Source organism: Maribacter sp. UH1, assembly GCF_056839145.1.
Genome location: NZ_CM166387.1, coordinates 1822018 through 1845299, shown reverse-complemented (window position 1 = coordinate 1845299; position 23282 = coordinate 1822018). Strand labels below are relative to the sequence as shown.

23 protein-coding genes and 1 tRNA gene are annotated in these 23282 nt (G+C 36.7%); 16 read left to right on the top strand and 8 right to left on the bottom strand.

What is annotated here, in order from left to right:
• Positions 1-81 precede the first annotated feature (81 nt).
• The 4 genes from recJ to UH1x_RS08070 all read left to right on the top strand — a co-directional run bounded on the left by recJ (position 82) and on the right by UH1x_RS08070 (position 3942).
• Positions 82-1770 (top strand): single-stranded-DNA-specific exonuclease RecJ, encoded by a 1689-nt coding sequence (gene recJ / locus UH1x_RS08085; protein WP_482626111.1) that lies wholly within the window; start codon positions 82-84, stop codon positions 1768-1770.
• Positions 1767-2150: a VOC family protein gene (locus tag UH1x_RS08080; protein WP_482626110.1), complete on the top strand. Its 384-nt coding sequence runs from the start codon at positions 1767-1769 to the stop codon at positions 2148-2150. The genes recJ and UH1x_RS08080 overlap by 4 nt, the downstream gene beginning before the upstream one ends.
• A 62-nt stretch (positions 2151-2212) precedes the next feature.
• Positions 2213-2575: a hypothetical protein gene (locus UH1x_RS08075; RefSeq protein ID WP_482626109.1), complete on the top strand. Its 363-nt coding sequence runs from the start codon at positions 2213-2215 to the stop codon at positions 2573-2575.
• A gap of 104 nt (positions 2576-2679) precedes the next feature.
• Complete coding sequence (locus UH1x_RS08070) at positions 2680-3942, top strand: MFS transporter (RefSeq protein WP_482626108.1); 1263 nt, start codon at positions 2680-2682, stop codon at positions 3940-3942.
• Between the two features lie 639 nt (positions 3943-4581).
• Here the strand turns inward: UH1x_RS08070 and UH1x_RS08065 are convergent.
• The 7 genes from UH1x_RS08065 to UH1x_RS08035 form a co-directional block, all read right to left on the bottom strand.
• A complete protein-coding gene (locus tag UH1x_RS08065; RefSeq protein WP_482626107.1) occupies positions 4582-5346 on the bottom strand; it encodes a UDP-2,3-diacylglucosamine diphosphatase in 765 nt (254 codons plus the stop codon).
• 74 nt (positions 5347-5420) lie between these two features.
• Positions 5421-6407, bottom strand: a complete 987-nt coding sequence (locus UH1x_RS08060) for an endonuclease/exonuclease/phosphatase family protein (RefSeq protein WP_482626106.1) — start codon at positions 6405-6407, stop codon at positions 5421-5423.
• Positions 6408-6488: 81 nt separating this feature from the next.
• Positions 6489-6938: a 6-pyruvoyl trahydropterin synthase family protein gene (locus tag UH1x_RS08055; RefSeq protein WP_299798967.1), complete on the bottom strand. Its 450-nt coding sequence runs from the start codon at positions 6936-6938 to the stop codon at positions 6489-6491.
• Between the two features lie 56 nt (positions 6939-6994).
• Positions 6995-7420, bottom strand: coding sequence for a hypothetical protein (locus UH1x_RS08050; protein WP_482626105.1), 426 nt, complete (start codon positions 7418-7420; stop codon positions 6995-6997).
• Between the two features lie 216 nt (positions 7421-7636).
• Positions 7637-8404: an enoyl-CoA hydratase/isomerase family protein gene (locus UH1x_RS08045; RefSeq protein ID WP_482626104.1), complete on the bottom strand. Its 768-nt coding sequence runs from the start codon at positions 8402-8404 to the stop codon at positions 7637-7639.
• Positions 8405-8425: 21 nt separating this feature from the next.
• Complete coding sequence (locus UH1x_RS08040; RefSeq protein ID WP_482626103.1) at positions 8426-9760, bottom strand: MATE family efflux transporter; 1335 nt, start codon at positions 9758-9760, stop codon at positions 8426-8428.
• A gap of 12 nt (positions 9761-9772) precedes the next feature.
• A complete protein-coding gene (locus UH1x_RS08035) occupies positions 9773-10273 on the bottom strand; it encodes a GNAT family N-acetyltransferase (protein ID WP_482626102.1) in 501 nt (166 codons plus the stop codon).
• Between the two features lie 53 nt (positions 10274-10326).
• Between UH1x_RS08035 and UH1x_RS08030 the strand changes: the two genes are divergently transcribed.
• From UH1x_RS08030 to UH1x_RS08005, 6 genes are all read left to right on the top strand, one after another.
• Positions 10327-11124 (top strand): universal stress protein, encoded by a 798-nt coding sequence (locus tag UH1x_RS08030; RefSeq protein ID WP_482626101.1) that lies wholly within the window; start codon positions 10327-10329, stop codon positions 11122-11124.
• Positions 11125-11252: 128 nt separating this feature from the next.
• Positions 11253-11498 carry a GIY-YIG nuclease family protein gene (locus UH1x_RS08025; RefSeq protein ID WP_482626100.1) on the top strand — a complete coding sequence of 82 codons (246 nt, stop codon included), beginning with the start codon at positions 11253-11255 and terminating at the stop codon, positions 11496-11498.
• A gap of 164 nt (positions 11499-11662) precedes the next feature.
• A tRNA-Ala gene (locus tag UH1x_RS08020) sits at positions 11663-11739 on the top strand.
• Between the two features lie 296 nt (positions 11740-12035).
• Positions 12036-15218: a TonB-dependent receptor gene (locus UH1x_RS08015; RefSeq protein ID WP_482626099.1), complete on the top strand. Its 3183-nt coding sequence runs from the start codon at positions 12036-12038 to the stop codon at positions 15216-15218.
• A gap of 74 nt (positions 15219-15292) precedes the next feature.
• Positions 15293-16294 carry an endonuclease/exonuclease/phosphatase family protein gene (locus UH1x_RS08010; RefSeq protein ID WP_482626098.1) on the top strand — a complete coding sequence of 334 codons (1002 nt, stop codon included), beginning with the start codon at positions 15293-15295 and terminating at the stop codon, positions 16292-16294.
• Positions 16295-16302: 8 nt separating this feature from the next.
• Complete coding sequence (locus UH1x_RS08005) at positions 16303-17658, top strand: alkaline phosphatase family protein (RefSeq protein WP_482626097.1); 1356 nt, start codon at positions 16303-16305, stop codon at positions 17656-17658.
• Here the strand turns inward: UH1x_RS08005 and UH1x_RS08000 are convergent.
• Positions 17655-18278, bottom strand: coding sequence for a Crp/Fnr family transcriptional regulator (locus UH1x_RS08000; RefSeq protein ID WP_482626096.1), 624 nt, complete (start codon positions 18276-18278; stop codon positions 17655-17657). The genes UH1x_RS08005 and UH1x_RS08000 overlap by 4 nt on opposite strands.
• A gap of 566 nt (positions 18279-18844) precedes the next feature.
• Between UH1x_RS08000 and UH1x_RS07995 the strand changes: the two genes are divergently transcribed.
• The 6 genes from UH1x_RS07995 to UH1x_RS07970 all read left to right on the top strand — a co-directional run bounded on the left by UH1x_RS07995 (position 18845) and on the right by UH1x_RS07970 (position 23216).
• Entirely contained in the window at positions 18845-19114 is a 270-nt protein-coding gene (locus tag UH1x_RS07995; protein WP_482626095.1) for a helix-turn-helix transcriptional regulator, read from the top strand.
• Positions 19115-19191: 77 nt separating this feature from the next.
• Complete coding sequence (locus UH1x_RS07990) at positions 19192-20397, top strand: primase-helicase family protein (protein ID WP_482626094.1); 1206 nt, start codon at positions 19192-19194, stop codon at positions 20395-20397.
• 208 nt (positions 20398-20605) lie between these two features.
• Positions 20606-21562, top strand: coding sequence for a toprim domain-containing protein (locus tag UH1x_RS07985; RefSeq protein WP_482626093.1), 957 nt, complete (start codon positions 20606-20608; stop codon positions 21560-21562).
• Positions 21559-21864: a mobilization protein MbpA gene (mbpA, locus tag UH1x_RS07980; protein WP_482626092.1), complete on the top strand. Its 306-nt coding sequence runs from the start codon at positions 21559-21561 to the stop codon at positions 21862-21864. Before UH1x_RS07985 ends, mbpA begins: the two co-directional genes overlap by 4 nt.
• Positions 21861-22730, top strand: coding sequence for a relaxase/mobilization nuclease domain-containing protein (locus UH1x_RS07975; RefSeq protein WP_482626091.1), 870 nt, complete (start codon positions 21861-21863; stop codon positions 22728-22730). Before mbpA ends, UH1x_RS07975 begins: the two co-directional genes overlap by 4 nt.
• 12 nt (positions 22731-22742) lie before the next feature.
• Entirely contained in the window at positions 22743-23216 is a 474-nt protein-coding gene (locus UH1x_RS07970) for a DUF6730 family protein (RefSeq protein WP_482626090.1), read from the top strand.
• Positions 23217-23282: the final 66 nt, after the last annotated feature.

Here is a 23282-nt window from a genome sequence, read left to right as displayed (position 1 = left end):
TTTAGATTGAATTTGAATTTGATATTTGAGTTTGAATTTAAAGAACTGCCAACTGAAACTGTAAACTGAACACTGACTAGAATGCGCTGGACAATTAAACCAAAACCGAAACAAGAAGACATCGATGCTTTAGCCAAAGCGTTAAAGGTTGATGCTTTGGTAGCGCAGCTGTTGTTGCAAAGAGGTATTTCTACCTATGAAGAGGCTAAGAATTTCTTTCGTCCGCAGTTAGAAGATTTGCATGATCCTTTCTTAATGAAGGATATGGATATTGCGGTTAACAGAATTGAAGAAGCCATTGCCAACGGAGAAAACATTTTGGTGTATGGTGATTATGATGTAGATGGTACTACGGCCGTAGCTTTAATGTCATCATATCTGTTAAGCTACTATCCTAATGTGGCAACCTATATTCCGGATCGGTATGATGAGGGATACGGAGTGTCGTATAAAGGAATCGATTTTGCGGAAGATAATGGGTTTACATTGATCGTTGCCTTGGACTGTGGAGTGAAGGCAATTGACAAAGTAGCGTATGCCAAAGAAAAGGGAATCGATTTTATCATCTGTGACCACCACAGACCTGGTACAAAATTACCAAGTGCAATAGCAGTTTTAGACCCAAAAAGAGAAGATTGTTCATATCCGTATGATGAGTTATGTGGTTGCGGAGTCGGTTTTAAATTGATTCAGGCATTAGGTTCCCGTAGAGGAGAAACTATTGACGATGTTATTTATTACCTTGATTTAGTGGCGACTGCAATAGGAGCAGATATTGTACCGATAACTGGAGAAAATCGAATATTGGCTTTTTATGGCTTGCAAGTTATCAATCAACGACCTAGAATCGGTTTTAAAGCTATTATCGATCAAATAAATAAAAAAGAGCTTACCATTACAGACGTAGTTTTCATCATTGCCCCTAGAATTAATGCAGCTGGTAGAATGAAACATGGTCAATATGCAGTAAACCTACTGACGGAAACCAATATGAATCAAGCCATACAATTCGCTTCTGAAATTGAAAAATTCAATACCGATAGAAGGGGGCTGGATCAGGAAATTACGATTGAGGCACTAGGGCAAATTCAAGAAAATCAGGAGGAAGAAGGTTTTACTTCTGTTGTTTATAAAGATACTTGGCATAAAGGAGTTATTGGTATTGTAGCATCAAGGTTAACGGAAACCTACTATAGACCAACGCTGGTTTTTACAAAAAGTGGCGATAAGTTGGCGGCATCGGCAAGATCAGTTAGAGGATTTGATGTGTACAATGCTTTAGAAGGTTGTGCAGATTATATTGAACAATTTGGAGGTCATAAATATGCCGCAGGTTTAACCTTATTAGAGGCGCAGTATAATAATTTTAAGCATCAGTTTGAAAAGGTTGTGAAAGAGAGTATTGACCCACAAATGTTAATACCAGAAATTACAATAGATACGGTAATAGAATTAAAAGATATTACACCTAAGTTAATGCGAATTCTAAAGCAATTCGCCCCTTTTGGTCCCGGTAATATGTCGCCAATATTTATGGCAGAAGATTTACATGATACTGGTTACGCAAAAGGTGTAGGTAAAGAAGAAGCACATTTGAAAGTTTCTGTGGTTCAGCAAGACAGTCATAGAATTGATGGTATCGGCTTTAATATGGGCGATAAACTTTCATTAGTAACGGGTAGAAAACCTTTTAGCGCCGTTTTCTCTATTGATGAGAATGAATGGCAAGGTAATGTGAGTTTGCAATTGAAGCTAAAGGACATAAAATGAGAATAGAGCATATTGCTATTTGGGTCGCAGATTTAGAAGTAATGCGTGCATTTTATGAAAGGTATTTCAATGCCATTTCGGGAGAAAAGTATCATAATGCAACCAAACAATTTACCTCTTATTTTTTGAGCTTTACCAATGGTGCTCGTTTAGAAATTATACATAAACCAACAATTGTTGCCGCTTCTGATAATGCGTTAGATACCGGATTTATACATTTTGCCATGTCCGTAGGCTCAAAAGAGCAAGTACATGTTTTAACTGAAAAATTGAGAGAAGACGGATTTACAATTGCCGGCGAACCTAGAACTACCGGGGATGGTTACTATGAAAGTGTTGTACTAGACCCAGAAGGTAATCAGATAGAAATCACCATTTAACAATACTATTTATAATAGTTCTAAATAAGATGCATATATTTATACTAAATATGTAGATTCTTATGAACGATATACATCCTATTTACCAGAATGATTTTGGAATAGCCTTCCAATGGAAAAAAGATAAACCTAGCCAAGCCAATAAAGTTCAAGTGATTTTCAGGGATATTGGATTATTACTTACCCAAAGTGAATTGCGCCATTTTTCTAAATGCATTGCGGATACTGTTGAAAACGGCAAGGATCATCTTTGTGGAGATTGTAAAACAAAAGAGACTTGCAGGTCATTATTGTTGAATACACCTGCCCACCAGGTAACCTTTGCGGTGAGTTATCAAGAAGCTGTAGAGGTTAGAGATTTAATTAACGGCACATTATTTAAGCTAGAGTTAGATTCCTATTTTGGAGAATTAGGCATTGATTAAGGTGCAATGAAACTGATTCTGCTTCTATTAATTAATTAGTTCGTTATTATTTATTAGCCCTGTTATTTATTAAATATCTTTAGACCCTATTTAGCGATTGCCTTATGAGCGTTAACGATCCATATGCAGCCTTAAGATATAAGGAATTCAATATTTTTCTTCTAGTTCGTTTTGCCATGGTTTTTGCTTGGTCAATGCAATTTATAGTCATAGAATGGCAAGTCTATTCAATGACAAAAGACCCGCTATCATTAGGTATAATTGGTTTGATGGAGGTAATACCTGCGGTGAGCATGGCACTTTTTGCCGGTCATATTGTAGATCAAAAAGAGAAAAGAAACCTTTTAATAAAATGCATATTCGGGTTCTCTGTCATTAGTTTTGGACTTTTTATGTTGAGTATGCCTTCAGTTTTAGAGACGTATGAAACTAAAGTAATTCTTTATGGTATCTATGCCTTGGTTTTCTGTGGCGGATTGGTACGTGCATTCTTAGGCCCTACAATATTTTCTTTAATAGCCTTAATCGTACCCAAAAAAATATATCCTAATGCGGCTACGTGGAGCAGTACTACTTGGCAAATGGCATCGGTTCTTGGTCCGGCATTAGCAGGATTTTCTATTAGTTTAATAGGGGTGCACTGGTCTATGTGCGTCATTTTTGGCTTTTCATTGCTTGCGTTGACCGCTCTTTTCAATATTTCAAAGAAACCAATTTTAAATCCAAAGATTGGCGAACCTGTTTTTCAGAGTTTAAAAGAGGGACTAACATTTGTATTTAAGACCAGAGCAGTATTAGGTGCTTTGACTTTGGATATGATTGCCGTACTTTTTGGAGGTGCAGTAGCATTGTTACCCATTTTTGCACAAGACATTTTACATGTAGGTTCAGAAGGTTTTGGTGTGCTAAGAGCGGCACCAGCTGTTGGGGCTGCCTTAACCATGTTGGGGTCTACGAGATTTCCTTTACATAAAAACGCAGGTAAAAAGTTATTATTAGCCGTATTTGGTTTTGGGGTGTGTATGATCGTATTTGGATTATCTACCTATTTCTGGTTATCTGTTATCGCATTGTTTTTAAGTGGAGCAGTAGACGGTGTATCAATGATTATAAGACAAACAATATTGCAATTAAGGACTCCTGATAATATGCGTGGGCGTGTAGCTTCTGTAAATTCTATGTTCGTAGGATCATCTAATGAATTGGGTGCTTTTGAGAGTGGGGTAACAGCAAAATTAATGGGTACAGTAACCGCAGTTGTTTTTGGTGGTACTATGACTTTATTGACCGTGGGACTTACGGCTATTGTGTCACCAAAATTTAGAAAATTAGACTTGCAGAAAGATGTGGAAGAGCATGAGAGTTAAAATACTTAAAGTTTCATCATAAAAAAAGCCCCTTACTCAGGGGCTTTTTTTATTGTAGGTAATGCTTAACGGTTTTGTCATTAAGCGGGGGAACTTGTAGGTAAACTGTAGATTTGGGAATCAACACTTAATCTTAACAACAGTGTAAAGATATTATCGATTAGTAGTTTAGACTAACTTTTGTTGTGAAGTGCTGAATTTAACAAGTAAGAAAAGGATTACATGTTGTTTGATGAGATATTGGATTTAATTTTGTTTGATTTTGAAAAAAATAGAATAATTATAAAATGTTGTTTACTGTTTTTTTGGTGGGAATTAATAGGTTGATTTTTGTTTTAAAAATGAAATTAGATTTTATCATCTAAAAGAATGGAAATTGACCACGAAATATTGAAACAACGAAAAAGCCCCTAAAATAGGGGCTGTTCTTTAAAGTAGGTACACTTAAAATTTGGGTTTTAAGCTGGGGAAACTTGTAGGTAATGTTAAGATTTGGGTCCAACACTTAAACTTAATAACAGGGTAAAGATATAACGGAGCCCTAGTTTTATGAAACTATTGTTGTGAATCGCTTAATTCTTGCTGTAAGAAAAGGATTACAATTTAAATTATGTATTTCGTCGATGTTTTTGCTGGAATTTAGCTGAATTCTTTCAATGAAAGTTGCTGGCCGTCGAACTCGGCATACGTGTAGTATTTGATCCAATCTCCAAGATTGGTATATTTTGAATTTTCTTTTAATTCAATTTCTAAAGGAAGATGTCTATGACCGAATATAAAATGATCGTAATGTTGAGTTTCTAACTTTCGTTTGGCATATAAGACCAACCATTCTTTGTCTTCACCTAAGAACTTGGCATCATCATCTCCACTGATCAACTTATTGCTTACAGAAAGGTGTTTTGCCAAACGAACTCCTATATCTGGGTGTAGCCATCTAAAGAACCATTTAGCTACCGGGTTTGTAAATACCTTTTTCATTCTTTTGAAACCCTTATCATCTGGTCCTAGTCCGTCACCATGACCTATAAAGAACGATGCTCCGTTAATAGAATATTGTTGAGGTTTGTGGTAAACAGGTATGTTTAATTCTTTTTCAAAGTAACCGTTCATCCAAAGGTCATGATTACCAACAAAGTAGTGTATTTGTATACCGGCATCAGACAGTTCTGCAAGTTTCCCTAGTGTTCTGGTAAATCCTTTTGGGATGACGGTGGTGTATTCAAACCAAAAATCGAACAAATCACCCATTAAGAAAATGACTCCTGCATCCGACTTGATCGTATCTAACCAACGAATAAACTTTAGCTCTCTCACTCTACTTTCTTCCATAGTAGGTGCGCCTAGGTGGTTATCACTAGCAAAATATACTTTTTTTCCTGCGGGAAGTTCAATGTTCGTCATCAGGATGTAAATATAATAACTGTTTTGCGTACCAAGGGAATACACGGATCAAAATAAGAGAATGCAATTCTAAATCAAACGGCAGCATCTTTTTCGTTCAGTACTATTTTTATGGGTAGGTGATCACTAAACCCTTTTTCATTGAATGTTGAAGAATTGGGTCTACTGAACTTTACAGGTTTCTGGTAAGATCCAGAAGTAAGCTCAGGGTATGCAATGATTTCTACGGTACTCAATTTAAAAGGTAATTCTGATTTCTCTGACAAAATACTTTTAGAGATCATAAACTGATCTAACAGATTATACTCATTACCGAATACGAATGTACCTATTTGAGCATCTAAAAATCGATGCATTACATTATAAAAGTACTTTAGGCGCACTCTATTACTTTTCACTAAGGCTTTGTTATTGATAGCCTTTAAATATGCTGTAATACTTTTGTTATAAGGGTTGTCATTGAAATCTCCCATTAATATAATGTTGGCATCATCGCCTTGCTCTTCGTAAATTCTCTCTATCCAATACGATAAATTTTCCGCTACCATAATTCTAAATGGCTCACTCTCAAGTTCACCGCCAGATCTAGAAGGCCAATGGTTAAGTACACATACCAGCTTGTTGCCATTGGCAGTGTTGACGTGTACTTGAAATAAATCTCTGGTGGTATTTCGTTTAATAATACGTAGGCTGAAAGTTTGTTGCTCAGGTCCGTATTTGGTCTTGTCATAAATAAGCGCTGTATCAATACCTCGTTTATCTTCTCCTTCAGAGATAACATAACCATAGTTCTTGTCAAGTGCCGTGCTCATGGCATCAATAAGTAATTCGATAACATATTCATTTTCTACCTCACAAACTCCCAATAAATCAGGACCTTTACCATCGTTGAATTTTGATATGACTGCGGTTAGGTTCGCAATTTTCCTATTAAGAATAGCAGCGTTCCATCCGTCAAGTTCCTTACCTAAATGGTTGTTTAAAAATTCACTTCGTCTCGGAGAATTTTCTACATCAAATAGATTTTCAAGATTCCACCAGTAAATATGATGCTTTGTCATGTTGTTATATTAAGGAGATTCCCTAAAAATAAAACAATTTAAAAGCTTGTAAAGTAAGTATATGGTTAAGTTTTGTTGAACTTAATTGTCACTGGCATACCACTCTGCAAAAGAAGTATCAGTTTCTTGCAGTTTTAAAGAGAATAAAGAAATGTTTTCAGGAAGGCGAGATTTTATTTTCGCGGCAAAATCTATGACCATATTCTCACTAGTAGGTTGGTAATCTGCCAAGATAACGTTATGCCCTCTGTCTGTCAATTCTTTGGCAAGTTCTACGTGAGGAGTATTTTTATTGAATACGGTGGCGTGATCAAAAACATCAACGATATCTTCTTTCACTATTTTTTTAAGATCTCCGAAATCGATTACCATTCCTAATTTTACGTGGCTGGTGTCTGTAATAGGTCTGCCAATAACGGTAACGGATAATTTATAACTATGACCATGTACATTTCTACATTTACCGTCATACCCGTAAAGTGCGTGTCCGGTTTCAAAATTGAATTGTTTGGTAATACGAATATTGCTCATGACCTATAATTATATGGCAAAGGTAGGGAATCTTTAAAAGCATTTATAAGAAGAAATCATTCTAAAATAATCTCGGTATTTCCAGAGATTAAATTAACGTGGCAACAGTCTGCAGTAACTTCATAGGTTTCGTTGATGACCTCTTCATTGTCAATAATACCTTTAAATGTAAGAGTCGCCGTAGTATTTTGGTATTGAATACGATTTGCGTCACTAAGAATAGGATAGAAGCCTTGTTCTTTGAGGTATTGATATTCGTCACCGTTGAAATCTGCAGCAAGGTTTTCACCAGTTTCATTATCGATAATCTCATAGCTGTCAAGGGATACAGGTTCGCCCGACGCATCTTTAACGCTTACGGTTATAGTTACAAAATTAAGTGTACAAATGGCTTCAGAACAATCTTGCTGTTCAGCATCGTCATTATCGTTGCAAGCAACTAAGAATATAGATAGAAAAGCTACTATGATTTTTGCGAACATAAAACTGGTTTTTTATTAGATGTTCAAATACCAATTCGTTGCGTAGAGACGACTTGAATTACCTTTTGTATTTCTTTTTCGCACGCATTTTGTTCACTACATAAATGATTAAAACAGAAAGTGCAAGAACTGGAAATACGAGGTTGCCGTTTAAAAATTGAAAAAACTCCATACTAATGATTTAGAAACAGAACGAATAGCTGTTTCAGTTATTGTTTATTTTTTAAATTTTGACAGTGCATTTCTAGTAAAATCCGAAAGGGCTAATTTACCGGTAATAGTTGCACGTTCTGTCAATAAGGTATCCCAATGGTCGGTACCTTCCCACAAAACTTTCTTCCATTCGGTTAAAGCTTCGGCATTATAGCTTGCCAATTTATGAATGAAGAAGTCAAGTTCTTTATCCATTTCGTCTGCAGAGTCATATACTTTATTGAACAATCCTTTTTCTTGAGCCCAATAAGCACTTTTCCATTCCGTAGGTGCCAAAGACATTTCGCCCATAGCGGCATTACCTATTTTACGGGCAACGGCAGGTGCAATTACTAAAGGTGCAATACCAATACTAAGCTCAGAAAGTTTAATAGATGAGTTTACGTTAGAATACACATAGTCACAAGCAGCGGCAAGACCAACGCCACCACCAACGGTTTTACCATGTACACGGCCTACAATTACTTTTTTACATTTGCGCATGGCGTTTATGACATGGGCAAAACCACTAAAGAATGCCTTACCTTCTTCAAGGTTAGAAACCTCTAAAAGTTCATCAAAAGAAGCACCGGCACAAAAGGCTTTTTCACCTTCAGATTTTAATAGGATAACAGAAATACCTTCATTATCAGAAAGCTCGTTAATGGTATCCGTCAGGCGTTCTAAAAGTTCAGAAACAAAAGAATTACTGGCAGGATGCCCAAACTCTACGTGTGCAACTTTACCATCTATTCGGGTATATAAACTTCCATTTTTTCTTGTAGTGACCATAGCATTTTATTTGCCTCAAAATTACGGATTTTGCAATAAAGGTTTGAATTTGTTTCTGAATTTCCACACCAGGGCAGCACCTCTAATAAACATCCAAACGGTGAAGGCAAGCCAAATTCCAGTTAATCCCCAATTGAGGTATTTGCCTAAGAACAGCGTTGGCACAAATCCTAGAAAAGTAGCTACAAGCAGGGTATTGCGCAAGTATTTCATTTCACCAAGACCTTTAAAGACTCCGTCTAAAACGAAAGCGGTACTATTAAAAGGAAGACCCAGAATAATAATATAGAAGATGCTGTAAAAAGCAGATAGCACTAAGGGTTCATTAGAAAAAAGACTGCCCAAAGGTTTATAGAAAATAGTTGCCAATGCCATAATAACAAGGCTAACGAGTAGCCCGTATTTCGTAATCTTTTTTGCCAGTAGCCAGAGTCCGTCATAATTGCGTTCCCCTAATAATCTACCGCCCATAATATTACCAGCGGCACCGTAGCCATCAATAAAAAAGGCAGAAAATAACCAGAGGTTTATAGCAATGGTATGTGCGCCAATATATTTATCGCCAAGCGTGGTTGCTTCTCTAACGGCAAGAATAAGTGCGGTGTTCAGTGCAATGGCACGTACAAACAAATTTAAGCTCATAACTACCAATCTACCAAGTTCTTGATGAACGGGCAGTTTTAGTTTTAGGCTAATATCGGTTTTGGTTACTAGAAGATAGAACGCCATGATAGCCATGACCGCTTGCGCCAACAAACTTGCATAGGCGGCACCTTCAAGGTACATGGCAGGTATGAAACCTTCAATACCGTATACAAATACAAAATCGAAAATTACGTTCAAGACCGCACCTGTTATAGCAATGACCATAGGCCAATAGGTATTTTGCAATCCGCGGAAAATACCCATTACCGCAAATACGAAAAGGGTTAATGGAAAGCCCCAAACACGAATGGAGTAGTAGCTAATGCAATATTTCAATATTTTTCCTTTGGCATTTAGGAGTTCAAAGATTTCTTGAATGACAAAAATGGTAGAAAGCAAAACCAGAATACTTAAGGCAATGTTAAGGTAAATTGCCTGAGCGGGCAGTGTTTTAACTTCTTCCAATTTACCGGCACCTAAGTACTGTGAAATAATGGCCGAAATGGCGCTACGCGTCTGACCTAGAATCCAGATGAGCATAGAAAGAAAAGAACCTACAATACCTGCAGCGGCAAGAGACTCTAATCCGTCCACCGGTATATTACCTACAATAGCAGTATCGGTTATGGATAAAAGAGGTTCTGCTATACCTGCAATGGTAGCAGGTATAGCTAATACGTTTATAGATTTTAAATTAACAGAGGTTTTCAAAAAATGGGTTTTCTATAGTACAAGTTCGTAGCAATGAAAGGGGTGTTCGCTTTGTTTTGGAAAAAAAATATTTCCTAATTTGGTATACCCACGTTGCTCGTAAAATTTCTGGTTTCTTTTGTTTTGGCTAAAGGTATCCAACCTAACCGATAGGGCATTATTTTCTCTAGCAAAGTTTTCACCGAAGTCCATTAAACGCTGGGCAAAACCTTTGCCTTGATGTTTAGGGTGCACCGCAAGACGATGAATGTAGTAGTTCTTTGTGTTTTGGGTGAGCCAATCAACATATTTATATTCCTCATCCATAAAAAGGGAAACAACAATACAACCAACTATTTCGTTATCAAGCTGTAGTACAAAAAGTTCATTGCGTTCTATATCATTTTCAAAAGCTTGCTTAGAAGGATATTCTGTAGTCCATTGGTAAATACCATTGGCTTCCATGGAAATTCTACAAGCATCTGTCATGATTAAAATTTCGGGTATTTGCGATATCTTTGCCGATGCTATCATACAATGAATTTAATTAAATTGTAAATTTAGAGTTATAATCAATACTTTTTATCATGATGAATATTCTTGTTCCGATCGGGACCTCCTCAAATGCGAATCAAACATTACAATATGCAGTAGATTTTGCAAAAGACTTTGGTGCCGAAATATATGTAATGGAGGTTTTTAATGTCAGTGGAAAAACAGGAACACTTACCAATGTAACACTAAAGGTAGCCGAAAATTCGAAGGAAAGATTAAAAGAAATTATAGGGACCGTAGATACAAAAGAAGTATCTATAAAAATAGCAAGCTTTAACGGTGATCTAAAAGACGGTCTAAAAGAAATTGATAAAGGAATTGGTATTGATCTAATTGTTTTGGCACCTAGAAGTAATGACATTCAAGAAGAGAACTATTTAGGACAAACCTCAGGAGCCATAATTAAAAGAACCAATATACCAACGTTGATCGTACCAAAAGGAACAACATACAAATCTTTTGAAAATATATTGGTAGCATTCAAATCTGGAATTTTAAAGAGAAAAAGAATTCTTGATCCGTTAATTGAAATTCAGAACAAGCACAATGCAAACGTGAATTTACTGATGGTAAAAACACCAGGATATTCAGATGACGATTTAAAGATAAATACGGCGTTGATGGACATAAGTTCGCAATTGACCTTTACAGAAAACTCAACTACCTATCATGGTGTTTTAGAGCATTTTCAAGCAAAACACCCCGATTTACTATGTGTTTTTAGAAGAAAACGTGGTTTTTTCAAGAAATTATGGGAAAAGAGTACAATTTCAAAAACAGAGTTTTATGCCCCGGTACCGGTATTGGTGCTTAGCGTAAAGAAAGATTAACTAGTACTTTGATGGCTTGTTAAAATATTTTGGGGGATTAGCCTGCCCGACTTTTTAGGCGGGCTCAGTTGGCTACCCGCCCATGCCGAAAAAGGCATGTTCGGGCAGGGAGCGCAATTTTTCAGATAATGAGTTATATATATGTTCTTTACAGCGATGTTTTTAAAAGGTTCTATGTTGGTATGACTGACGATTTAGAGAATCGTTTGGTAACACATAATTCTAGTAAAGTAAAAAGCACAAAGCCTTATGTACCTTGGCGAATTGTTCATACTGAAGAATACAATAATAAACAAGAGGCTAGAGTAAGAGAAAAGTATTTAAAATCGGCTGCAGGAAGAAGATGGAGAAAGAGTAATATTATGTTGGGGTAATAGCCTGCACGACTTTTTTAGAGGGGCTCAGTTGGTTGATCTATTAAGCCGAAATTTACTTTTTAGATGGGAGTAAAATCTCTATGAAAATGAATTATATTTACAAGCTTTAAAGCGAGACTTTCGGAAAATTGTTATTTCGCTTATTTTATATTAAATATTTTGGGGGATTAGCTCAGTTGGCTAGAGCGCTTGCCTGGCAGGCAAGAGGTCACCGGTTCGAATCCGGTATTCTCCACCAGTAAATAAAGGGCTTCAAGAGTTTTTAACTTTTGAAGCTTTTTTCATTTGCACGCAATTTGCACGCAAAATTTTATTTATTTTAACTAATACCAATCGATGTATTATTGTTGGTTTCTATATTAGATTTTTGAATAGATAAGTCTTTAACAGTATTTCAGTTTATACTCTCTTTTTTCAAATGAATGGTATTACCAAATATTTATCTTAATGTTAACTTCCTCATCAATGTTAAAAGTTAACATATAGCAGTTACACTACTACGATAGTTTTACGCTTCAAATTAAAAACATGAAGATGAAAAACTACTTTTTAAAAAATCGACTAAGATGGAAACTTACTACCAAACTTTCCATTCTCATGATTTTGGGTACGGTGCTCCTATCGTACGGACAGTCAACAAATGCAACCATAAAAGGTAAAGTAACTGATGCAAATGACGAACCTTTAATGGGTGCAACAATCATTGTTAAAAATGTATCAACAGGTTTTACTTCAGGTTCTATTAGCAATATTGATGGCAATTACCAACTGCAACAGTTACCACTAGGAGGACCATATACTGTAACTGCACAATATTTAGGTTTTGAAGATGTCGTAAATAAAGAATTTATGCTAAATCTAAGCGATGTCATAAATGTCAATTTTATTATGCAAGAATCCGCTACTAACTTAGATGAGGTGGTGGTCTCGTCAAATAGTTTGGCAAAACGAGTACAACAATTGGGGGCGTCTACCAAAATTGGTGCCGGGCAAATCGCGAATTTACCTACGGAAGGTAGAAACTTTACCAGACTCACAAGTCTGTCCCCTTTACAAGGCGGCGGATCAATTAATTTGGGGGGTCAAAGAAGAACGTCTACCAATGTAACAATAGATGGCGTTAACTTTAGAAACACTTTAACCGCAGGGGAGATAGGTAGAGGTCCCTACACAATTTCGCAAGAAGCAATTCGAGAATTTGAGGTAGTTACAAATGATTATGATGTTGCACAAGGTCGTCAGGGCGGTGGTGCCATTACCGCTGTGACCAAGTCTGGAACCAATGAATTCAAAGGCAGTGCTTTTTTCTACCATAGAGCTGATGAACTGCAAAGTAATTTTACCATTCAAGGAGAAGAAAGGGAGGCTGATTTTTATAATTCCCAATACGGTTTAAGTGTTGGCGGACCATTGATCAAGGATAAACTACACTTCTTTTTGGTTTATGAAAGACAAGATGCAGGTGACCCGCAGTTCATTGCCAATTTACAAAGTGATGACGATGCAAATCGTTTAGGTATTACAGAAGAGAACTTAGATCGCTTTCTGCAAATCGGTAGAGATCTTTACGGCTTGAGTGACTCAAAACAAGTAGGTCAGTTCGATAGGGTTACGGAGGCCAACAATCTATTTCTTAGGTTAGATTGGCAAATAAACGAGAAGCATAGATTAACATTGCGCAACCTATATAATAAATGGGAAAACCCTTTAAGCGTAAGTGATAACTCTAATATAGAAGTAGCGGAATCGTATTCTGATTTTAGTTCTGAAGAAAATAGTACCCTTCTTTCATTAAGGTCCGTTTTTTCACCAAGTGTAACCAACGAATTTAAGATACAATACCAACATGCAGAACGTCTTTTTGGCCCTAATTCAGAATTACCATCTCAGAATATACCGCGGGCAATTGTCCAAGTAGCATCAATATTACCTAATGGAAATAATAGAACTAGAAGTGTTCAATTAGGCGGACAGCGATTTACACCAGAAACCAATTTAGAAAATCAGGTTCAGGTTGCAAATACCACCTATATAAATGCTGGAAAATTCAATTTTACCTTAGGTACGGATAATCTAATTACCTATTTAGAAACACAATTGTCCAATGAACAGAACGGTCGTTTTTTCTTTGATTCTCTAGATGATTTTGAGAATTTAAACCCTTCAAGATATGCTCGTGAAGTTCCTTTACAAGGGTCATCATTGGTAAAACAGACTGTTTTGGATTTGTCGCTTTTTGGACAAGTTGAGTTTGATATCAACCCGAATCTAAATTTAGTTGCGGGAGTACGTTACGATGCTACTGCATTTTTAGATGCGGCAGAATTCAACCCTTTGGTATTTCAGGAATTAGGTATTCGAACAGATGAAAAGCCTGAAGATTTTAACAACATTCAACCTAGGTTACAATTGACCTATAATTTGAAAGGAAAGGATACTGATATATTTAAATTAGGCGCTGGGGTATTCTCGGCACAACCACATTATTATGCGCAAGTAAATAATATTCAAAATAGTGGTACGCTATTGGGAGCTATTGATGTTACTGGGGCAGATGTTCCAACCCCGAATTTTCCATCCTATAGAAACGACCCAAGTACAGCGCCAGGTGTTCCGGCAGGGGTAACGCCGTTTTCAACCATAAATGCGGTGAGCCCTGATTTTGAAGTACCGACTATTTATAAGGCAAATTTAAGTTACACCCATTTTTTTGGAGATAGGTATAGTTTAGGTGTCAATGCTGTTTTTAGTCATACGACTAATAATTACGTGTATCAAGAAGCCAACTTGGTGGCTGAACCATTTTTCGTGACGCCTCAAGGTAGAGAGGTTTTTGTACCCGCCAATACGATTCCTGAAAGCGGAAGTCCAGATTGGACCAACTCAAGAATTTCTGATTTAATTGGAAGAACATTGGTCCTGAGTCCTGATGGTGTTTCGGATAATATAGCTTTGATATTTGAAGGTTCGGCCAAAATAGGCCAAGATGGATATCTAAATGCCAGTTACACGATAAATCGCTCAAAAGACAATTCATCTTATAATTGTTGTGTAGCAAATACGTCTACCTTTCTTCCAGTAAAGGGAGATCCAAGAGATTTGAACTACGGTTTTTCGGATAATCATTTTGGTTCTAAAGTAGTGGTCAATGGAGCTACACCTACTTGGAAAGGGTTTAACCTTGGAGCCACTATTATAGGTGAAGGTGGATCGCGATACACGTTTGAAGCTGGAGGGAACAGGAGCGCTAACGGTGATTTTAACCTGAGTAACGAGCTTGCCTATGTTTTTGATCCCAACGACCCAAATACGCCACAAGATATTATAGATGGCTACAATCAAATATTGAATGATCCAGAAACTCCAGATAACTTCAAAGAATACCTACGGGAAAGTTTTGGTGGTTTTGCAGAACGTAATGGAGGTAAAAATCCGTTTAGGGCTACAGTAGATCTAAGACTTCAAAAGAAATTCAGTTTTAATAAGAACAAGCACGGATTACAGCTATCAGCCGATGTATTCAATTTTATGAACCTGTTGAATAAAGAATGGGGGCGTACCAATAATTACGGTGGTGGAGTGAACGTAACGAATATAACCGGGTTTGATCAAGCTAGTAATAGTTATCAATATAATGTACAAACAGGATCTGGTACCGAACCGATAAATGGGACCCCTTGGAGACTGCAATTGGGAGCCAGATATACGTTTAATTAAAAAAGGAATTTATTTAATTTTTTATTAAGGGTTTGGTATTTCTCAATCAAACCCTTTTTCTAATAGTGTGTTTTATGAAAAACAGTATTTATATTGTTCTATTTTTAACTTTAGCGGGTTGCGTTAGTTCTACAAACTTGATAGAAAAAGATGCTTATTTTTCTAAAGAAAATTTTTTAGCTAAAAATAATGGAGAAGTAATTCCTTCTAATTATACATACCCCCAAAAAAAAAGTTTTAAAGTTTTTTCTTGGAATGTAGAGTATTTTGTAGACTCTTTTGATGACCCTTATATAGATTCAAAAAGAGAGAATATACCTGATTCTTTAATGGGTAATAAAATAGCTGATTTAGTAACTGCTTTAAAAAAAACGAATGCTGATGTAGTTGTATTACAGGAATTTGAAAGTGCAAAATTTTTAAGAAGTATTGCTGATGAAAATTTGCAAAACATGGGTTATAAATATTTTGCAGATGTACCTAGCCATGGCTGGTATATGAATGTAGTAATTATGAGTAAGTTTCCATTAGGAGTTATTTATGGTTACGGAAATGCAACAACACCTCTCTTAGGATATAAAAATAAAGATGGATTGCCAGAAACACAAAATACGTTAAATACCAGAATGTGGTCCATAGAGGTTTACCCTGCACCAAATTATAATTTTTTACTTACAGGTGTTCATTTAAAAGCAGGAAGAGGAGAAAGAAATATAGCAATGAGAAAAGGTCAAATTAATTTTTTGAAACAACAGTTTAATCGATTTTTAAAAGAAGATAAAAATAAAAATATGTTAGTCGTGGGCGATTTTAATAGCCTACTAGGTAGCGAAGAAATTAATCTATTTACAAATGAAAAAAGAAATAGAGAAAAATTTATAGACCCATTGCCCCAAACAATAATGACACATACTTCTGATGACCCTAAACGAAGGTTAGATTATATCCTAATCAATACCAATATGTACAAAGAATACAAAGAGAATTCGGCAGAGGTCCCTCAACTTTTTACACCACAAAAAATGAGAGAAATTAGTGATCACCTACCAGTAACCACAACATTTATAATTAAATAAGAGATAAAATGAAAAATTTATATTTAACAGCAATAGTTTTATTTATTGCTATTCAAAATATTAAAGCTCAAAAAGAACCACTTTCAGAGCATGTTATATTAATATCAATAGATGGGTTTAGACCTAATTTTTACCAAGAAGCAAAGTGGCCTGCTCCAAACCTTAAAACTATGGCAGAAGAAGGGGTAAGTGCAAACGGTGTTAGAGGTATTTATCCGTCAGTAACCTATCCGTCCCATACTACACTTATTACAGGAGCCTACCCAGCTTCCCATGGTATTTATTACAATAGTCCTTTTGAAGAAAAAGGACAAACTGGTAAATGGTACTGGGAAAGTAGTTTGATCCAAACAGAAACGTTATGGGATGCCGTAAGAAAATCAGGTAAAAAGAGTGCCAGTTTAATTTGGCCTGTTTCCGTTGGGGCACCCGTCGATTACAATGTTCCTGAGGTTTGGACTTTAGATAGAAACTATGGTAGAATACAACCTATGCGTGACAATCAAACACCAAAGGGTCTTTTAGAAGAAATGGAACTAGCCGTTTTAGGAAAGATGGATACGATCAACTTTAACGGTGAATATTTAAATAGGGAAGATCGTACAGGTGAAATGGCAGCCTATATTTTGAGTAATTATAAACCCAATTTAATGACTGTTCATTTAATTGCAACAGACCATTTTCAGCATGAACAAGGGAGAGACGGTAAGAAGGTGCATACCGCAATATCAGCTATAGATAGAGCTATCGGGAAAATTATGGATGCTGCAGAGCGTTCAGGTATTTTAGATAAAACTACTTTTATAATTACAGGAGATCACGGTTTTGTAGACATACATTCAGCTTTAAGCCCCAATGTTTGGTTGGTAGAAGAGGATTTGATGAAAGCACAAAAAAATAGAGGAGAATGGAAAGCTACATTCCATACTTCAGGAGCGGCAGCTTTTTTAATGCTAAAAGATAAGAATGATGTCAAAACACTGACAAAAGTGAGAAAAAAACTGAGTTCTTTACCTCAAGCGCAAAAAAAATTGTTTAGAATTATTGAGCGTGAAGAATTAGATGAAATCGGTACAGATCCCAATGTAGCCTTTGCTTTAAATCCGATTCCGGGTATAGCTATGTCAGGTTCTTCAAATGGAGATGTTCTAAAGCCTAGAAGTGGAGGGACACATGGTTACTTTCCAGATTTTCATGACATTGAAACAGGTTTTATTGCTTGGGGAGCAGGAATAGCTGAAAATAAAAAAATTCAGAAAATTGGTTTAGAAGATATAGCTCCTTTTGTTGCTAAACTTTTGAATTTAGACTTTCAGGCCAAAGACGGAATACTTTATCCTGGTATTTTAAAACAGAAAGATTAATCTAATTTTTTCAATAAATTTGAAATGGTTTGGCGGGTTGTTCCCATAAGGTCCGCCAAATCTTTTTGTGTAAGTAAATGAAAAAGTAAATGTTCTTTTTTATTGGAGTCATATACTAGTAAATTTAAAGACTGTATGAGATATTGTAGTTTTTCATCAGTTCCTCTTTCATTTATTTTTCCTAATTTTTTTTCTGAGATACACCATCGCTTTACGAGGTATGATATAAACCATTCAGCAAGTCTTGGATTTTCTGTGACTTCTTTTTTAAAAAAACTAAGATCGTAAATACGGATCTTACTGGATATCAATGATTTTGAATATTCGAAAAACTGTCCGTTGAGATATTTTAGATTCCCAAAAAAATCACCAGTCTGTATGACATCATACACGTATTCTTCTCCTGACTCTGAATAGCTTCCCAATTTTATGGCTCCAGAAACAATTTCATAAATAAAATTATCTGTAAAAGGCGGACTATATATGTACTCGTTGCGTTTTACAGTAAATTCTTTTACATGATCAATTATATTGAGATGATTTTGCTTTTTTAAGTAATTATAGAAGAATTCCACTTCATAAGAACTATTTAAAGGATGTGCTTCAGCTGTATTTATCATTTCTGTTTTAAAAATGAAGTGAATTTATAGCTATGCATTCACTAATCGATTATTTAAGTGTTATTTCAAAATTATGACATTGTTAATTTGAAGATAAGTAGAAAGCGATTAGGTAGCAAAATGATAGTTCTCAAACCAGAATGATATAATAATTGTATTATAGTAAGTTACTTTCGTTTTGATCAATAAGTTATTTCTTTGCCTCAAATTGCAAACTTTGATTATAACAGGTAAATGAGTAAAAATCTAAGTTTTTAAATACTTGTTTTAGAATTTCTAAAGTCAAAATTGTTGATAACCTTCTTATTACCATAGGATTTACGAATCTGCTATTATTGGGAACAGTACCGTTTCATATCAAACGGAACCAATTTAAATCAATGGTCCTTTAGCACTATCTAATTTGGTGTAATTTTATTTAATTTACTGTTTATCAGTTATTTGTGAATAACTATTTGTAACGGTCTATTTCTATATTCGCTTATTTTCATACATTTATCCAGTAACAATATTGAAGGAAAACAAAAGCGCTTTTGTTCATTTCGTAACCCTAAAAAAGGAAAGCAATGGACAATTTTTTGATTCTCGAACGGCTCGACCGTTTGGAAAAACTACTGATAGCGAACAAAAAGGTACTGACCTTTGAGGAAACCTGTGACTATACGGGAATTTCCAGAAGTTACCTGTACAAACTTACCGCCGCGGGAAAAATTCCGCACTCCAAACCTAATGGAAAACTGATATTTTTCGAGAGAAAGAAAATCGTTCAATGGCTACTGCAAAACCAACGAAAATCTATTGGAGAAATAGAAACGATAGCGGAGCCTGTTGGTTAGCCTTATACATTTTCTAAATTTTTAATCAACTCATTAACACACCTTGGGAATCCTCATGGTGTTCAAAACGTCATTAGATGAAAACAGTACCATACTTACGAGTAGGCACTTCGTACTATAAACTGGTGCAGGCACCGACAATTGCCGGACATTTCAACGAGATCCTGGTGCATTGGAACATCGAGACCATCCGCCAGGACCATGGGAAGGATTATTTGAGCAAGGTGCCGAAGTATGATGGCTTTACCTGTATTCCTAGCCATATCGATTTCAAAAAGGAGTATAAAGGATTCTATAACACCTATTCTCCTTTACCCGCAATCCCAAAAGAAGGGGAGTGCAATATATCGTTGAGTTTCATCGAACACATTTTTGGTAAGCATTATGAACTGGGACTGGACTACCTGCAACTATTGTATACGAAACCCGTACAGGTGCTACCCATTCTATGCCTGGTCTCCAAAGAACGTTCCACGGGCAAGAGTACTTTTCTAAAATGGCTAAAAGCGATCTTCGATAACAATATGACCTACTTGACCAATGATAGTTTCAGTAGTCAGTTCAATGCGGACTGGGCGAACAAGCTACTTATCTGTATCGATGAAGTACTGTTCAACAAGGAGGAGCTTACCGAGCGCATCAAATACCTGAGCACGACCAATATCAACAAGTTGGAGGCCAAGGGAAAGGACAAACGGGAAGTGGAGTTCTTTGGCAAGTTCGTCTTATGCAGTAACAATGAGGACAACTTTATCAAGATAGACGGGAACGAGACCCGGTTCTGGGTGTTGAAAATCCCTGTACTTAAAAAAGAAGAAACCAATTTCCTGAATCAATTGATATCGGAAGTACCAGCATTCCTTTTTTATTTAAGACAAAGGCAGCTTTCAACGAAACATACCACTAGAATGTGGTTCACCCCACAACAGATAAAGACAACTGCCTTGAAAAAATTGGTGCAGAATAATCGTAATAGGGTTGAAAAAGAACTTGCTACGATTCTCTTGGGTGCTATGGAGCAATTCGATATTGAAGAAATACATATTTGTCCATTGGATGCGCTACAGCTACTCAACAGGACACGGATAAAAACCGACTTGACACAACTTAGAAGATTGCTAAAAAGGGATTGGAAACTGGAGAATAAAGATAACTCTCTGAGCTATCAAAAATTGGTCATTTGGCAGGATGCTTCCATGCAGCTGTTGGATGCCAAGGGACGCTATTTTGTCGTGGAAAAATCCTTTTTGCTTGAAAATTTTGATGAAACGATGACGGATTGAGCCGTTCCCTTTAGCTATCGATGCCGGGGCTGTCATCATTATATCATCATTTGTTCATCAAAAAATATAACGATGACAAAAACGAACATAAAAAAAGTGAAAACGATGAATCGATGAAGAAAACGATGCTGTGGAAACCATTGTAAAATAATGCTTGCCGAAGGTTTTTCATCAAATCATCAAAATTTTGTTTAAAACTAGTTGGCTTATGAAAAAAGAAAGAACAAACAATTTAACGTGTGAAAGAGCCCGAGCTTTTCCCATCGAAAAAGCGCTGGCAAAACTAGGGCACTTTCCGACCAAGACAAGCGATAAAGAAGCTTGGTTCCTGAGTCCGTTCCGCTCAGAAACCCAAGCCTCTTTTAAGGTGTCCAAGAAACTGAACAGATGGTACGACCATGGAGCTGGAAAAGGAGGAAATGTTATCGACCTAATTTGTTCGATAACAAAGTCTACAGTTGGTGAGACCCTAAAATTTATAGCACAAGACCAAGAGTCTTTTTCTTTTCAGCAGCAGCCGGTTATTGAAACTGAAAAAGATAAAGGACTTCAAATTCTCTATGTTCGACCCTTAAGACATTCCGGCCTTTTAAAATATGTAGCGGAACGCAGCATATCCATGGCCACAGCAGCTATGTATTGTTATGAGGTTCACTATCTGCATAAGGGTAGACGATACTTTTCCGTTGGATTAAAAAATGATTCAGGGGGATGGGAACTGCGTAACGAATACTATAAAAATTCCAGCTCACCGAAGGATATCACCCATATCAAAAATGGAAATGCAAAACTCATCGTTACCGAAGGGATTTTCGACCTACTGTCGATTTTGGAAAGCACTAAAAATTTGGAATCGCAATATGATTTTCTGGTTTTGAACTCTACTGCATTTCTAAAGAAAACGATGAATAGTATTGATGGGTATCATCGAATCGACCTTTATTTGGACAATGATCTGACGGGTAAGGCAACGACTCAAAAATTGATTTCCCGTTCCAATAACTGCCTGGACAGATCAAGTCTATACGAGGGGTATAAGGACATGAACGAATGGTTGATTGCTAATGCTAAAAAGGGACTTGGTCAGGGAGCGCGAGATGTGTCTTTGTTGCCACAAAAACAAACTCGCTTTACTCCCGGCGGTCGCAAAGAAAAAAAGAAATGAAAAGGACCTACATCAAATTCCGGTGTTCCATCTACGAGAAAAAGCTACTGAAAAAGAGGTCGGAACGGGCAGGTATTTCCCTCTCCGAATATTGCCGAAGTTCCGCTTTTGGTAATTCGGTCATCGAACGGTTGACCGAGGAACAATTGGCCCATTATAAAATGCTAATAAAATACAAAAGCAATTTTACGCGTATCGGAAATATGTTCAAAAGACATAACCCGAAACTGGCAAACGAGGTCGAGAAACTGGCAGAGGAAATCCGAACGCACCTTTATAATTTCAAAAATGTAACGAAATGATAGGTAAAGGAACTTCGATAGCACACACCGGGACAAGTATCGAATACGGCTGGAACCAGGAGAAAGATGCAGAAATCGTCTTTAGTCAACATCTGGCGGGAACTGACCCCCAACAAATAACGGAAGAGTTCAAAATGATACAGGAACAGAACACCCGTTGCCAAAAGAACACCCTGAGCTTCGTCCTCAGCCCGGTAGCCGAGGAGGGCAGGAACCTTTCCAAGGAACAGTTAGGGGAAGTCGCTCAAAGATTTGTCAAGCAAATGCAATTGAAGGAGAATCAGGCCATCGCTTTTGTCCATCGGGACAAGGCACATACCCATGTGCATCTTTACGTCAATCGGATAGGTTTTGATGGAAAGGCCTACAATGATAGTTTTATCGGGAAGCGCAGTCAATTGGCCGCAGAGAATGTTGCCAAGGAAATGGGGTTGACCACGGTCAAGGAAGTACAACTGGAAAAAGAACTGGGCACCACAAAAGTCAGGTTCCAAATAAAGAATATCCATCAGAACGTAATGGAGACTGAAAGGCCTAAAACGTTGGACTCTTATATAAAGGCTATGCAAGAAAGAAACGTCGAAGTTATTCCGAGCATCAACAAGGCGAACAGATTACAAGGGTTTCAGTTTCAATATCAAGGTTATAACTTCAAGGCAAGTGAGGTTCATCGCTCCATGTCAGGAGGAAGGATAATGGCGCAGCTTTCCCAAAACAGGGGTATGGCAAAGCCAAAAGAGGTTGGCAAATCAGTACAACTATTGGGAAAAACTGTGGAAATGAGTACCAATCTTGCAACAAGCATCGCTAAGAACATCATCAAAAAAACAATCAAAAGAGCGATTGACCCGGGAATCGGATATTAAAAATAGGAGATTATGGGATATAAGAAACTGGATGAAGTAATGGAGTTGCTAAATGATGAGCTGGACGGGTTCAACAAGTCCATCGTAAAACTGGAACGGTTGACGAATAAGACCGATAACATTAAAGTAATGCCTGATACTTCGGAAATTGAAAGGCTGCTCCGAGAACACTTAAACTCTGAGAAGGCGAGTAGTTCAAAGCTTCATGAATCCGTTCAAGATATAAGGAGTCAGATGTTAAAGGCAAAATTAGTTCCAAAAATACAGTTATGGCTCCACTATTCGATTTGGTTTGTTTCCTTACTTATCGTAGGTTATTTGACTGTACAAGTCTCCCGAATTGGGGGAATTCAAGAAAAGGCTTTTTCGAAGGGAGAGCAAGAAGTAATCTTTAGTTTAAAAGGATATTTTGACCAATATCCAGAACATTACGAATCATACCAGAAATGGATAAAGAAAAAAGATAGTGTTCCAAATCAAAAGTAGTGTGCGCCCTATGGATTTTTTGCTTAACGCTTATCTGCCGGAACGCTACAAAAATTCCACAGGATC